The organism is Mesorhizobium sp. P2_E10 (assembly GCF_056404235.1).
Genome location: NZ_JBFUEK010000034.1, coordinates 1 through 13,733, shown reverse-complemented (window position 1 = coordinate 13,733; position 13,733 = coordinate 1). Strand labels below are relative to the sequence as shown.

The 13,733-nt window shown below is 59.8% G+C and carries 16 protein-coding genes and 1 pseudogene; 6 read left to right on the top strand and 11 right to left on the bottom strand.

Annotated features, from left to right (window positions below; genetic code table 11):
* Positions 1-576 (bottom strand): aldehyde dehydrogenase family protein (locus AC1D0N_RS31480; RefSeq protein ID WP_477250477.1); only part of this gene is annotated, 576 nt, incomplete at its 3' end.
* A gap of 449 nt (positions 577-1,025) precedes the next feature.
* Here AC1D0N_RS31480 and AC1D0N_RS31475 point away from each other — a divergent pair.
* From AC1D0N_RS31475 to AC1D0N_RS31465, 3 genes are all read left to right on the top strand, one after another.
* On the top strand, positions 1,026-1,238 hold the full coding sequence (locus AC1D0N_RS31475) for a cold-shock protein (RefSeq protein ID WP_023749661.1): 213 nt from the start codon (positions 1,026-1,028) through the stop codon (positions 1,236-1,238).
* A 408-nt stretch (positions 1,239-1,646) separates the two neighbouring features.
* On the top strand, positions 1,647-2,138 hold the full coding sequence (locus AC1D0N_RS31470; protein WP_477250475.1) for an Lrp/AsnC family transcriptional regulator: 492 nt from the start codon (positions 1,647-1,649) through the stop codon (positions 2,136-2,138).
* 136 nt (positions 2,139-2,274) lie between these two features.
* Positions 2,275-3,768, top strand: coding sequence for an NAD-dependent succinate-semialdehyde dehydrogenase (locus AC1D0N_RS31465; RefSeq protein WP_477250473.1), 1,494 nt, complete (start codon positions 2,275-2,277; stop codon positions 3,766-3,768).
* A 199-nt stretch (positions 3,769-3,967) separates the two neighbouring features.
* Here the strand turns inward: AC1D0N_RS31465 and AC1D0N_RS31460 are convergent.
* The 3 genes and pseudogenes from AC1D0N_RS31460 to AC1D0N_RS31450 form a co-directional block, all read right to left on the bottom strand.
* Positions 3,968-4,138, bottom strand: a pseudogene (locus AC1D0N_RS31460) (IS110 family RNA-guided transposase); the annotation flags it as partial.
* A 37-nt stretch (positions 4,139-4,175) separates the two neighbouring features.
* On the bottom strand, positions 4,176-4,532 hold the full coding sequence (locus AC1D0N_RS31455) for a P1 family peptidase (protein ID WP_477250472.1): 357 nt from the start codon (positions 4,530-4,532) through the stop codon (positions 4,176-4,178).
* A 46-nt stretch (positions 4,533-4,578) separates the two neighbouring features.
* Positions 4,579-5,640 (bottom strand): ABC transporter ATP-binding protein, encoded by a 1,062-nt coding sequence (locus tag AC1D0N_RS31450; protein ID WP_477250470.1) that lies wholly within the window; start codon positions 5,638-5,640, stop codon positions 4,579-4,581.
* 373 nt (positions 5,641-6,013) lie between these two features.
* Between AC1D0N_RS31450 and AC1D0N_RS31445 the strand changes: the two genes are divergently transcribed.
* The gene (locus AC1D0N_RS31445; protein ID WP_477250468.1) at positions 6,014-7,042 is read left to right on the top strand and encodes a hypothetical protein; all 1,029 of its coding nucleotides are present in this window, start codon (positions 6,014-6,016) and stop codon (positions 7,040-7,042) included.
* Between the two features lie 12 nt (positions 7,043-7,054).
* Positions 7,055-7,219 carry a hypothetical protein gene (locus AC1D0N_RS31440; protein WP_477250466.1) on the top strand — a complete coding sequence of 55 codons (165 nt, stop codon included), beginning with the start codon at positions 7,055-7,057 and terminating at the stop codon, positions 7,217-7,219.
* Between the two features lie 267 nt (positions 7,220-7,486).
* Here the strand turns inward: AC1D0N_RS31440 and AC1D0N_RS31435 are convergent, their stop codons facing one another.
* Genes AC1D0N_RS31435 through AC1D0N_RS31410 form a run of 6 tightly spaced genes read right to left on the bottom strand, consistent with a single transcriptional unit; the run spans position 7,487 to position 13,040 of the window.
* Positions 7,487-8,365, bottom strand: coding sequence for an SMP-30/gluconolactonase/LRE family protein (locus AC1D0N_RS31435; RefSeq protein WP_477250464.1), 879 nt, complete (start codon positions 8,363-8,365; stop codon positions 7,487-7,489).
* Positions 8,366-9,499 (bottom strand): mandelate racemase/muconate lactonizing enzyme family protein, encoded by a 1,134-nt coding sequence (locus tag AC1D0N_RS31430; protein ID WP_477250462.1) that lies wholly within the window; start codon positions 9,497-9,499, stop codon positions 8,366-8,368. It abuts the gene before it with no gap.
* On the bottom strand, positions 9,496-10,584 hold the full coding sequence (locus AC1D0N_RS31425; RefSeq protein ID WP_477250479.1) for an NAD(P)-dependent oxidoreductase: 1,089 nt from the start codon (positions 10,582-10,584) through the stop codon (positions 9,496-9,498). The genes AC1D0N_RS31430 and AC1D0N_RS31425 overlap by 4 nt, the downstream gene beginning before the upstream one ends.
* Positions 10,577-11,341, bottom strand: a complete 765-nt coding sequence (locus tag AC1D0N_RS31420; RefSeq protein WP_477250460.1) for a 2-phosphosulfolactate phosphatase — start codon at positions 11,339-11,341, stop codon at positions 10,577-10,579. Before AC1D0N_RS31420 ends, AC1D0N_RS31425 begins: the two co-directional genes overlap by 8 nt.
* Entirely contained in the window at positions 11,338-12,273 is a 936-nt protein-coding gene (locus AC1D0N_RS31415; RefSeq protein WP_477250458.1) for a ribokinase, read from the bottom strand. The genes AC1D0N_RS31420 and AC1D0N_RS31415 overlap by 4 nt, the downstream gene beginning before the upstream one ends.
* Positions 12,270-13,040 (bottom strand): GntR family transcriptional regulator, encoded by a 771-nt coding sequence (locus AC1D0N_RS31410; protein WP_477250456.1) that lies wholly within the window; start codon positions 13,038-13,040, stop codon positions 12,270-12,272. The genes AC1D0N_RS31415 and AC1D0N_RS31410 overlap by 4 nt, the downstream gene beginning before the upstream one ends.
* A 158-nt stretch (positions 13,041-13,198) precedes the next feature.
* On the opposite strand from AC1D0N_RS31410, the gene AC1D0N_RS31405 reads away from it, so the two are divergent.
* Complete coding sequence (locus tag AC1D0N_RS31405; protein ID WP_477250454.1) at positions 13,199-13,516, top strand: extracellular solute-binding protein; 318 nt, start codon at positions 13,199-13,201, stop codon at positions 13,514-13,516.
* Between the two features lie 47 nt (positions 13,517-13,563).
* Here the strand turns inward: AC1D0N_RS31405 and AC1D0N_RS31400 are convergent.
* Positions 13,564-13,733: ATP-binding protein (locus AC1D0N_RS31400; RefSeq protein ID WP_477243127.1), on the bottom strand; the 170-nt coding region annotated here is incomplete at its 5' end.

The following is a 13,733-nucleotide window of genomic DNA, read 5'->3' as shown; positions in this document are numbered from 1 at the left end:
CGTCTGTTCAGCGGGTTTCAACACGATCGTGCAGCCCGCCGCCAAGGCCGGCGAGATCTTGCGCGCCACCATGGAGGCCGGGAAATTCCATGGCGTGATCGTGCCGACAACGCCGATCGGCTGCTTGATCACCAGCAAGCGACGATCGGTCGACGGCGCGGAGATCGTCTCGCCATAGATGCGGTTGGCCTCTTCGGCGTACCATTGCAGATAGGCCGCCGCATGCGACACTTCCGATTTGGCCTCGGCAAGGGGCTTGCCCATTTCCGCGGTCAATATCGCGGCAAGGTCATCGGCGTGGTCGATGATGAGCTGATGCCAGCGCCACAGAACGTCGCTGCGCTCACGGGCCGTCAATGCCGCCCATCCAGGCTGCGCTTTATAGGCATTGTCGACCGCGGCGCGCGTCTCCTCGACGCCCATGTCGGGAAGCTCGGCCAGCACTTCGCCCGTCGACGGGTTGAGCACCTCAAATGTCCGCTCACTGACTGGTTTGCCAAGCGCCGGCAGCCGGTCAAGGCTGCCAAACAGGTCAGGAGATTTGAGGTGACGGATCAAAGGCGGGAGCAGCGGCAATGTCGATTCCCCAAAAGGCTCTTGGCCTGTCCGGCCGGGTGGACATCTACTGCGCACGTGTGGCTGTTGCATAGGACCACCGCTCACGAAAAGTCTTGCGTCCCTGGGCTGCATGGACCTGCTGTGGGAAAGGCCGACGGGCCACTTCTGTTTTATACTGGCAGGCCCAACCGTCCGACAACGGCGTCGTTCACAGCCCCCATTTGCCCCGAGCGATCAACATGCAGCGCTGCCTTACATCCCCCACGGATATCGCATTGAGCCATAAGGCGTGTCCTGAGCCCCAATGGGGCGGACGCTGGACGGACCATGAGGAGCTACAGCCGCCGGTCAAACAGGGGCTTGCAAATTTCTCGTTTATTGCTGCGCCTGAAGCAAAAGTTTCGGTTATGAATCGGGACTGGCCTGAGGGCCTGCCCACACTGCAATTGTTACAAAGGAAAACGCATATGGCGACTGGAACGGTAAAATGGTTCAACAGCACAAAGGGATTTGGATTTATCCAGCCCGACAATGGCGGTCAGGATGTTTTTGTCCACATTTCCGCCGTTGAACGGGCGGGCCTCTCGACCCTCGCTGATGGCCAGAAGATCAACTATGAGATCGAACAGGACCGCCGCACCGGGAAGTCCTCGGCTGGTAGCCTCAGCAAAGCCGGCTGACTTTTTTCTCCTGGCTGCTGGCAACACCGGATGGATGCGGGACGCCCGGATGTAGTGACGGCCGCGTGATCAGAGCGGGCGAGCACAGGGCTCGACTRGACGGTTTGAGCACCGATGCTGCAGTCGGCGCGAATTGTTGGGGAAGCCAGGCTGTCTTGAAAGGGAAGGCGGGGTAGAGCCCGCCTTTTCATATTCCGAACAAATGCAGATTATGCCAGTGGCAGTTGCGCGCCCCAGAACAAAACTCGAGTGCTGAAATCAAGCCGCGACCTTTTTGCGGGCTCGCTTCGCCGGCGCGGGCTTTTCCGGCTCTACAGGTTTGCGCCCGAGCCCTCGTCGTTGTCGCGGTACTCGTCCGGCGTGAGCCTATAGTGGGTTCTCAGATGGCGCTTTAAATGGATACGTAGCATGGCGTTCCTAAAACTCGACCCGATCGATCTGAAAATCCTCGACGCCATTCAGCGCCACGGACGCATCACCAAGCTGGCGCTGGCCGACAAGGTCGGGTTGTCGCCGACTCCATGCTGGATCCGATTGCGCAAGCTGGAGAAGGCCGGGATCGTCGCGGGCTATCACGCCCGGATCGCCATGCGCGTTGTGGCGCCCGTCGCCATCGTGCTGATGGAAGTCACGCTGGCCAACCACCGCCAGGCCGATTTCGACCGCTTCGAGCGGGTCATCCGCGACATCCCCGAGATCGTCGCCTGCTGGTCGGTGGGCGGCGGCGTCGACTATGTGCTAAGGGTGATGGCGCGCGACATCGACGCCTATCAGCGGCTGGTCGATGGCCTGCTCGAGCGTGAAATCGGCATCGACCGCTATTTCACCTACATCGTAACAAAGACGGTGAAGGAGGAGACCGTCTTGCCGATAGCCGACCTGCTGCCGGGTCAATCGTAACGGGATTCCCAGAGAAATCCTCTTGCCGGAGCCCACAATAGAGAGAGTCTCTCTGTGGGCAGTCACCAAAACAGTCTCTCTGTCTGCCAATGGCGAATAGTCTTCTCGCATCAGTCCGACCCGAGAGGCCTCAACCATGTCCGCACACTTTGCCGGCACGATCCGCCATGACGGGCTTGAACGCCTCGCCGACCGCCGGCTGTTGCGCGAGCTCGCCTATGTCAATGGGCAGTGGACAGCGAGCGAGATCGCCGAAAGTTTCGAAGTCACCGATCCGGCCAGTGGCGCCACCGTCGCCTTCGTCGCCGCGCTCGATGCCGGACAGACAACGAAGGCGATAGATGCAGCCTCTCGCGCCTTTCCGGCCTGGCGCTCACTGCTGCCGCAGGAGCGGTCGAAAATTCTGCGAAAATGGTTCGAGCTGATCATCGCCGCCAAAGACGACCTCGCTCTGCTGATGACCTTGGAACAGGGCAAGCCGCTACGGGAATCGCTGGGCGAGATCGAGTATGCCGCGTCCTTCGTCGAGTGGTACGCCGAGGAAGCCAAGCGCCTCAACGCCGAAAGCGTCACCAGCCATTTGCCAAACGCGGAAATGATGGTTCGGCGCGAGCCGCTCGGCGTCGTCGGCATCGTCACGCCCTGGAACTTTCCTTCCGCGATGCTGACCCGCAAGGCGGCCGCGGCCATTGCCGCCGGCTGCACCATCGTCGCGCATCCGTCCTCGGAAACGCCTCTATCGGCACTGGCGCTGGCCGAACTCGGCGAGCGCGCCGGCCTACCGGCAGGCGTCTTCAACATCGTCACCGGCAAGGCCTCGACGATCGTCGGCCGGATGTGCGAAGATCCGCGCGTCCGCGCCATGAGTTTTACTGGCTCGACCGAAATCGGCCGGCTGATCGCCGCACAGAGCGCGCCAACGATGAAGCGGCTGGTGATGGAGCTTGGCGGGCACGCGCCGCTGATCGTCTTTGCCGATGCCGATCTGGACAAGGCGGTCAGCATCGCCGTCGACGCCAAATTCGCGACATCGGGCCAGGATTGCCTCGCCGCCAATCGCATCTATGTGCAGCGGCCAATCTATGACCGCTTCTGCGCCGCCTTCGCGCGCCGCGTCGAGACCTTGCGCGTCGGCAACGGGCTTGCCGACGAAACCGACATCGGACCGCTGATGCACGAGCGAGCCGTCAAAAAGGTCGAGGAACAGGTTGCTGACGCGCTCGCCCGGGGCGCGCGCTGCCTTGCCGGCGGCAAGCTTCACGCGGCGGGATCGCTGTTCTACCAGCCGACGCTGTTGGCTGACGTTTCCGACGAGGCGCTGATCATGCGCGAGGAGACGTTTGGTCCGGTCGCGGCGGGGACACCGTTCGACGACGAGGCGGAGGTCGTAGCTCGCGCCAATGCTACCGAATACGGCCTCGTCGCGTATGTCGTGACCGAGAACGGCGCGCGCCAGCAGCGCATGGGCCGCGCACTCGACTATGGGATGGTCGCCATCAACCGCGTCAAGATCACCGGCGCGCCGATCCCATTCGGGGGCGTCAAGCAATCAGGCATCGGCCGCGAAGGCTCGCGCCATGGCCTCGAAGCGTTCACCGATCTCAAATATCTTTGCCTCGATGTAACTTAAGCTGCGCCGGAAACCGTCCCTTCGTCAGCAGTCAAAAGGATGCTCGATCAGTCAACAACTCGCTTCTCCTTGACGTTAGGCCGCCCCTGATGGGCTCAGTAGGGCGAGGCGTCTCAATCTGTTGAACGACCTCGAGAGAGTTCGTCCCAAGATCGTGCCCGCTAACGAGATCGCCTTGCCCATCGTCCCCACGGGAACTTCATGCCGATACGGGGCCGGGTGCGTGGCAGAAGCGGAATTCTGTCCCATCGCTCCACATGCGATTCAGAATGACAGCGAGCTTGCGGGCAACAGCAACTCGGGCTCAGGCCGTACCGCGCCGCTTGGCGACGTTCATACCCCGCGCTCTGAGGCACGACCATCTCTTGCGCAGCGCAAAAGTGCCTGCTGAGGCTCTTCCGTCCGGATCATGCGCTCAGTCGCCTATAATTGTACATGACCTGTCTTAAAGCATCGTGGTCGATAGCTGCGACGCGCCGTTTCTCGCGTCCCACCACGGGTTCGGTCGCCATCATGGCATTGATAATTGCCTCCTCTATGGATTGCGCCGTCGCCTCAAACAGTGTGTCGAGTCTGTTGTTCGGCAGGAAGGCGAGGTCGCCTATTGCGGGCGCGGCAGCCGCCGCACTCTTAGTGAGGTTTGCCGTTGAGAAGGCAAGACACAGATCGCCAGATCCATACCCTGATGGTGTTCCGGTTGAGACCGGTAATTCAAGCCCACTGAGAGCGGCCGCTCGGAAAGTTGCCGCGAGATCCTTGCGCACTTCCCAGATTGCTGCAGATGATCACCGCAAGCAGAATAGCGAAGGGTCAAACGCGTGCGCCGCTTTGTTTGTCGAAGATGTGGACCCGGCGGGGATCGATCATCAGCCTAACTTCTTCACCCGGACGGACCGTCAGCCGATCCTTGACGATAGCGTCGATAGGATCTTCGCCAAGTTTGGCGAATATCTGCGTCTCGGAGCCGGTCGGCTCCAGCACCGAAACAATTGCCGGCAGGCCGTCCGGCGCGATATCGATATGTTCGGGACGTATTCCGTAGGTGACGGGCTGCCCGTCCTTGGCCCTGCCTCCCTCGACCGGCAGCACGGATCCTGTGTCCGACACAAAGATCTGCCTGCCGTGTTTGGACTCGATCTTCCCGTTGATGAAGTTCATTGCCGGCGAGCCGATGAAGCCGGCGACGAAGACGTTGCCCGGATTGTCGTAGAGATCGAGCGGGGCGCCGATCTGTTCCACATTACCGTTCTTCATGACCACGATCTTGTCGGCCATGGTCATGGCCTCGATCTGATCATGGGTAACATAGACGATCGTTGTGCCGAGGCGTTGATGCAGTTCCTTGATTTCGACGCGCATCGCGACACGAAGTTGGGCGTCGAGATTCGATAAAGGCTCATCGAACAGGAAGACTTCCGGGTCGCGCACAATGGCGCGTCCCATGGCCACGCGCTGGCGCTGTCCGCCCGATAGCTGTTTGGGAAATCGGTCGAGGAGCTTGCCCAGATCGAGGATTTCAGCCGCCTTCTTCACCTTGGCGTCGATCTCGGCCTTAGGTCGGCCTTTGATCTTGAGCGAGAAGCCCATGTTGTCGGCGACGTTCTTGTGCGGATAGAGCGCATAGTTCTGGAACACCATCGCTATGTCGCGGTCTTTCGGCAGAACATCGTTCACCACCCGGCCGCCAATGCTGATCTCACCACCCGATATTGCTTCGAGACCGGCAATCATGCGCAGCAGGGTGGACTTGCCACAGCCCGATGGCCCGACGAGGATGACGAACTCGCCATCGGCGATGTCGACATTCACGCCATGAATGACCTGGGCATTTCCGTAGCGTTTGACGATGTTCCTGATGGTGACCTGAGCCAACTCGCATCTCCTACTGGGGCAAAGCAATTTGCATCTTGACTTCGCCTTTCGGGGCGAATGCGGCGATTTTCATCTCGAACCCTGCCTTCGAATTCGACATGCTCGTGACCGCGGGCTTGCGCATAGCGGGACGCGTGTTCGGCGTGCTTCGCGCACCATCGCTTTGCCGATGGTATCCGCTTTCTGAACATGAAAGTGGAGTTCTATTGGGCTGGATCCATGCGGCCTCCCGGAGCCGAGTCATTGGTATCATAAAGCATTTAGGATGGCAATATTAGGATATTGCATTGTTGCAAGAAACTGACTACCGTGAGGCGTCTCTTCCCCGCCTCGATCTCAATGTCGGGCGTCAAAGAATAACCGGAGGATCCGCATGACCATAAGACTGCTTCACCAGACCGACCTGTTTCGTCCCTATGCCGATCCGGACGATCACTGGGACCTCGCCTGCGTCTATGCTCTTGCCGCATCGGGCCAACTCGAGCTCGGCGGCGTACTGGTCGATTTCCCGCCCGCTGATCCTCCAGGCCTCAGTCCGGACGTCACCGGCATTGCGCAGCTAAGCTACCTCACGGGGTTGCCAACTCACATGGCGGTCGGCTCCTCCGTTCCCTACAAGCATGACCGGGCGTCGCTTGCTGCCCTTCCCAGACGCGACCGCGCCGGTGCGGAGTTCCTCCTCAACTATCTCCGCGACAGCGAAGGGCCGGCCTACATCAGCATCGTCGGCTCCTGCCGCGATCTCGCCATTGCGGCCAAGCTTGATCCGGATCTTTTCCGTAACAAATGTGCCGGGATCTACCTCAACGCAGGCACGGGCCATCCCGATGTCGCGAAGCAGGGAGGGACAGAGTACAATGTTGAGCTCAATGCGGCCGCTTACGCCGCCACGTTCGACATCCCGTGCCCGATTTACTGGATGCCATGCTTCCAGACCCTGAGGGATTACACGGAGAGAAAGGTCGAGCGGTACGGTACTTTCTACCGTTTCAAGCAGAGCGACGTTCTGACAAAGTTGTCGCCCGTCCTGCAAAGCTACTTCACCTATTCCCTTGAAGCGAGAACGGATGCGCGCTACCTACAGCCGCTGTTGGCGCCGCAGAGCGATGCATCGAGCTACTTGACCCTCCGTGCCCATCGCGACATGTGGTGCACCGCCGGTTTTTTCCACATGGTGTCCCAAGCCGTGGACAAGGCGGGCAAGATTATTGCGGGGTCCAATGCGGACGAAGCGGTTTTTGGCTTCCGCCCCATTCAAATCAAGTGCGATGCGAACGGCGTGACGACGTGGACGAACGCCAGTGCGGAGTCAAATCGCTTCCTGTTTGAGGTGAAGGATCCCGATCGCTATGCTAGCGCCATGACCGCTGCCATGACCACCCTACTGGGGAATATTCAGTAGTCGCAAGCCGAAATGGCGGCCGTTGCAATTCAAGGCCTTTCCGCCGCCGTGATCGTCGCGAAAGACTGCTTTTGGCGCAGCAGCGGTGGCCGCGGCCGCGAAGCGAAAGATCGGCGCTATCACCACGTGTTATCCTGGCTGCGTTGCGGCGCAGACAGGAAGCTGGTGGGCAACTAACCTCCCAGTTGCCCGCCGGCCCACGTCTCAAGATGAGAGGTGCTGTCGCGATCAAAGAGTGCTACGGCATCTTCGTCGAGAGTAGAGAAGACGTCCCACACTGTCCCTCCGCTCACCGCTACGACGCCCCTTTCATTCCGCCTGCAGCAGCCAAGCCGGAGTTCTCATGAAGGATGGCGTATATTGGCTCCCACGCGAGATCCGTGCACAGAAACGTCCTGGGGCCGTTGCGCGGCAGTCGAACACTCGATCGCAACCAGCCCAGAGTTAGACTTTGCAACTGAAGGGCGGTCGGCCAGCCTGACCGACTTCAACGCGGAAGAGGTTGCCGGACTCGGGAAATTCAAGAAGTTCATCAGACGACTGTCTGATTCGTCGTGAGGTTATGAACAGGGTTCTCAGATATTCGCCGCCAAGTGCCACACAGGTGGGCGCCATACTCGGCATATCGACGCGATCTGTAAGGTAACCGTTTCGATCGATACGGACAACACAGCCGCCTCGTAGCCTGGCGCTCCAGTAGCCTCCTTCAATGTCCACGGTGGCGCCATCAGGCGATCCTGGGGCGATGTTAGGGCCTGCTAGCGGGCTTATCTCGGCAAGACCCGAAAACTGCGGAGCCACGGCAAAACGCCGGATGGTGCGCTCCGTTGTGTCGGTGAAGTACATGATCCGGCCGTCGGGCGAAAAAGCCAGTCCGTTGGCAGCCGCTACGCCATCAAAGAGCGTGATGATCTCGCCGTCGGGCGCGACGCGATATACGCTTCCGACTGGCTCGCGGCTGCGTTCGTTGTATGTGCCCAAGACGATCCCGCCATAGGGGTCGATCGCGGCGTCGTTGACGCGGGTTTGGGCAAGATGCGGCTCGATCTCGGCCACTTGAGAGAAATGGGTGAAGGTCTTGTCCGTGATAACAATAGACTTAGGAAAGCCGAGCACGAACCCGCCACGCGCGCGTGGAAAGACGAACGCAGCACGATTGGGAAGTTGCCGCACTGCTGCAACCCTCCGGGTGTCGTCCCAGCGGAACACGCACTTTGCTTCAATATCAGTCCACCATAGGCTCTGGTCCGATGCGCTCCAGTTGCATCCTTCGCCCAGCAGGTTGTGGCAATCGAACGCCGTTTGCGCATGATGAAGCTGCATTTACTTTGCACTCTGCAGATTCCGCTTCCGCAGTTCGGCAGATGCGACAGCGAAGGGTTCGAGCTTTTCGTCGTCGAACACCACCCCATGTCCGGGTGCCTCAAATGGAAAGGCCACTCCGTTCTCGAGGCGAAGCGCCGTCTGAAGCACGCCCATCTCGGAGAAGCTTCCGCCGTGCACGCATTCGAGGATATCCGCGTTGTCGATCGCACACATCACCGCGACGGACAATTCGGACATGTAATGTGGCGCCATGGGGCGGTGGAAGGACGCTGACAGATTGGCGATCTTCAGCCACTCGCTAATACCCCCAACGCGACACACGTCCGCTTGGACGATGTCGACGGCGTTAGCCTGTAGATAGTCAGCAAATTGATGCCGCGTATATAGGCTCTCGCCGATCGCAATGGGCAGCGACCCGAAGCGGCGCAGGTCGGCGTGCCCACGAATATCTTCGGCATGGAGAGGCTCTTCGATCCAGCCAAGGTCGAACGCGGCTAGTTTCTGCAGTCGGATCATGCAGTCAGCGACATTCCAGCGCTGGTTGGCATCGACGAACAGTCGTCGCCTGGGACCGATCAGTTTCTTCACGGCTGCGACACGATCGAGATCTTCTTCGGCGTTGTCCCGACCGATCTTGATCTTCACCGCCTTGTGGCCCTGTGCCAGGAACCCATCGACCTGGTCGAGCAGAGCGTCACTGTCAAGGAAGAGGTCGATGCCACTGCCATAGGTGGGGATACTGTCACGCCGCGCGCCGAGCAGACGGAATAGTGGAACGTCGTACCACTTGGCCGCAATATCCCATAGCGCGATGTCGATCGCGCCCAATGCGAGGGTGTTGATGCCCCCGGTGCCGCTGCGATGCAATTGGCCATAGAGGAACGACCAAAGCCGTTCGATCTGTCGCGGATCTTGTCCGACAAGCATCCTTCGGCAATAATCATCGATCAGGGCCAGGATGGCGCTTCCGCCGATCCCTGTTGTGTAGGCAAAGCCCTCACCAACGATCCCAGCATCAGTGGTCACGCGGGTGATGATGAATTCGAGGCTCGCGACACGGTGTGTGGCGTCCTCCCAAGAGACCGTCGGTGGAATGTGATAGAGACGCGAGGCGACATCTATGATTTTCAAGGCACGGTCCTCCCCGCCATCGTGAGAACTTCGGGGTTCGACAGATTGTCGGGTTTGCCGGCCAAGAGCCGCTGCAGATTTTGCACAATGCTGCGGGTGTGACGTACGCGCATTTCTTCGGTCCACGCGGCGATGTGAGGCGTCGCAAGGACGCGCGGATGAGTAACAAGCGGATCCCTCGCCGAAGGCGGCTCCGTGTCAAAGACGTCTAGCGCGGCACCAGCGATCTGTTCGCGATCCAAGGCTCGCATTAGTGCGGCAGTGTCGATGAGGCCTGCCCGGCCTGTGTTGATGAGATATGCGCCTGGTCCCATCCGATCGAGCTGGTCTGCACCGATCATGCCGCGCGTTTGTGTGCTGAGCCGCGCATGCAACGTGACGATCCCCGAGCGTGCCAGAAGTTCGTCGAGTGAGACCGGTTCGACACCGAGGGTTTCTAACTCGGCGCTATCGACATAAGGATCATGGGCGATGATCCTCATGCCAAAGCCGGAAAACTTTTCCGCGACGACACGACCGATTGCCCCAAAGCCGACGATACCGAGTGTGCGACCATGCAGCTCGATGCCGGTGAATGCGAGTTGCGGAGAACCCGCGCCGCGACCCCATACCGTGCCACGATAGAAGTTCTCCCCGGCGTCGAAGTCAGGGGAACGGGACCTAATCCATGCACCGGCAGGGATAAGGTGCCGAGCAAGCCCCAGTGCGAGAGCAACCGTGAACTCTGCAACCCCGTGATCCGTGCGCCCGACAGTGTGCAAGACGGCGATGCCCCGCGCCGTCGCGGCCGCCACATCGATGTTCGCTTCCGGGGCCGAGCGCACTGAGAGGATGGCGCGAAGTTGAGGTGCGGCAGCCAGCAGTTCCTCGTCGAAACGCTCGTATCCCGCTATCACAACCTCTGCATCAGCTATTGCGTCAATTAGCGCCTTGCGATTGCAGAACCACTCGCCGGCCGCCCAGCCGAGCAATGTAAGCTCGCTTATTTCGCGGAGCGCGGCGATCCCTTCCGGGCTAAGATCTGCTGTGGCCAGGACTCGAGGTCGGCCACTGATCAATCCGATAGCGTCTGCGCTATTAGGCATCGAGGAGATAGACCGGATGATCGGAGTCTTCGCCTTGCGCGGCAACGACCGGAACGATTGTCGATTCATTGATGAGCGCACAGAACTCCACGTCGTTCTGCCTGCAGTTGCCGATGAAGCGGCGGCCGGTCATCGAGCCCAATAATACATTCACTGCACTATCTTGTGAGATTGTGAAGCCGTGAGCGAGCGACGCGGAGTCGTCTAGTTCAACAGCGTCATCGTTCGCCAGTTCACAAAACTGAGCAACGATCAGCCCAGCGCAATAGCTATCCTCAATCGCAACACGTGAGTTCCGAAGTTGGCCTGAGCAGATTATCGTGATGTCCGCATTGCGCGATGATGCCTCCGCGAGCGCACGCCGGGCAACGGCATCAAGGTTTCGCAGCGAACCAAGCAGTATCAAGGCTGCGCCTTCGCGGACTGCCGCGAGAATAGCTGGCGTGCCATTTGCCGTTGCCAGCATTGCGGAGCGGCCCGACAGATCGAGTCGGGACAGGAGGGACGGCGAGGGCTCATGATCGAATCCGAGGGGTGTTGATCCATCATCCAGCTCCGCGCAAATAACGCCATTCTCACCCACGGCGGCGCGCGCTTTGGCGACGTCCGAGTGAAATCCTCCAACAAACACACGATTGCTGCCGGCGTCGAAAAGTCCGACGAGAGCTGTCGTGGCACGGATCACGTCCACGACAATGCACACGTCTCCGGCAATAGCCAGGGGACTAGTGGGAAGGAAAGCAACCTTAATTTTCATGCAAAAGCGGCCCGGTTTTTCATCAATTCTGAAATCTGACTCTCATCTGGCAATGCCGGAACCACGAGCTTTTTCGTGACTGCGAGGGCACCAGCTGCTGTGCCGCGGCGAACGGCGTCAGCGAGGGTCAATCCACTGGCCAACCCTGCAGCGAGTGCCCCATTGAATGCATCTCCGGCCCCGGTAGTGTCGACGACGTCGACTGGGTAGCTCGCGATCTTGGTCAGTCCGTCGGGGCCGGCAACCAAGGCCCCATCCGTTCCCAGCGTCATGACGACGTGTCCCACGCCGAGACTGCGCAGTCTTGCCGCTAAATCGGCGTCAGCCTGACGATCGTCCACGTCGAGCCCCAGCAGAATGCGCGCCTCGGACTGATTCGGCGTTAGGATGTCAACGTCGGCAAAGATTTCCTTGGGCAGGGCGCGCCCAGGTGCGGGATTCAGGATGGTCGTCAGTCCCCGCGCCTTGCCGATGGCAAGCGCGCGGGCCGCCGTCTCTACTGGGATCTCGAGCTGTGTCAGTAGGATGCCCGGGCTCGTCCAGGTGGCGGCGAAGGTTTCGACATCGGTCCCGGTGAGCAGCGCGTTGGCGCCGGGATCGGTGATGATGCGGTTCTCACCTGCGGCGTCGAGAATGATGATCCCGGCCATCGTTGGCGTCTCGGCCATCTGCCTCACCGCCGAGCAGTCGACGCCTTCGGCGCGCCAAAGTTGCAGTGCCTCGTCACCGAATTTGTCGGCACCAACGGCCGCCAGCAGTTTGCATCTGGCGCCGAGTCGCGCAGCTCCGATAGCCTGATTAGAGCCCTTACCGCCATTTCCGAAGGCAAAGCCCGACCCCAGCAGGGTTTCGCCCGGCGCTGGCACGTCACCCACAATCCAAAACGCGACTCCGTACGAGCCGACTACATAAACTTCGCTGGTGGGCATCATCTGCTGCGTCCGATTAATTGACGTGGCTGAGCGATCGAGGCGCTCTTGCGCTCGATCCAGCCGGTGTAAATGTAGCGATCGGCCCGGTAGGACGAGGACGAAAAGTAAATAACCCGATCGGTCGTATCGAAGGCGGTACGGTCGATTTGCAGCACCGCAGTGCCGCTCGACACGTCGAGTGCTTTTGCCAGTTTGGCACGCGCGGTGCCGGCCCTTATCTCCTGCCTGGCTCGCGCCAGAGCCACGCCAAGCTGCCGCTCGAGAATCTCGGTGAGAGAGGTGTCGGCAAGGTCGAGCTTTTCGATCTGGCGTCCGATTGCCGCGGCAAGCGAGACTGTCTCAACCGCTACGACTTCGTCGTCGATCGTGCGCAGGCGCTCGATGGTCAGCACACTCTCCTCGGTAGGCACGTTGAGAGCGGCTGCAACCAAGGCGTCAGCGGAACGCCAGTCGACTGTCACGTGCCTAGTACCCGGCCGGAAGCCCCGCGCTACGGCTTCTTCCGAAAAGCCTGAAAAAGTGAGCAGATCCCGGCCGATGTGGCGCTTGGCAACGAACGTCCCTTTGCCAGCCCGGCGATAAAGCAAGCCTTCACCGACAAGGGCAAGCACCGCCTGTCGCACAGTGCTGCTGCTGAGTTGGTGCTCCTTCATCAATTCCATCTCAGTGGGGAGTTGATCGCCAGCATTGAAGAGCCCGCTCTCGATCTGAGACCGAATGATATCCGCGAGCTGAATATGAAGTGGAGTTCTACCAGGCTGAATCATGCGGTCTCCTCAAGGCGGGTCATTGCTATCACACAGCTTGGGCGGTTGGCAATATTCGGTTATTGCATTCTTGCAAGAAATAAATTAGCGTGCGCCTTGTCAAGGGAGCGGTTCCTTATGGTTCCGCAGAACGAATGGGAGGAAACAAGATGACTATAATGGACCATCGCTTGGGTCGGCGCGGCTTCTTGACCGGCATCTTGGGGGTGTCGTCGCTTCCACTACTTGGGTCGTTGCCGACCATGGCGCAGAGCCAAACGATGCGATTCTTCGGCTTTGGAGGCGCCGATTATAGCGCGTTCTTCGATGCTTTCGAAAAGGTGTCTGGCAAGAAGGTTTCTTTCGAAGGTGTGCCCTTTGCCGACCTTCAGAACACGATAGTCCAGCGCTTCCGGACGGGGAATTCCGGAATAGATGTCTTCCTCGTTGACCCCACTTATGTCCCCCCGCGGGTCACTTCAAATTCCTCCATGTAGGGTCAGTCAAAATCCCCCACCCGCAAGACAGGACAGAAGTGGACTTGTTAGTTTGACTTTGTTTCCCGAGCAAGGGCTTCAGCGGCCTCTTTGAGGCGATAGCTGCGTCCATCGAACTCAAGCAGATGGCAATGATGCATCAGCCGATCGAGTATCGTCGTGCTCATGGTGTTGTCTCGCAGATATGTCCCCCAGTCCTGCACGACCCGATTGGAGG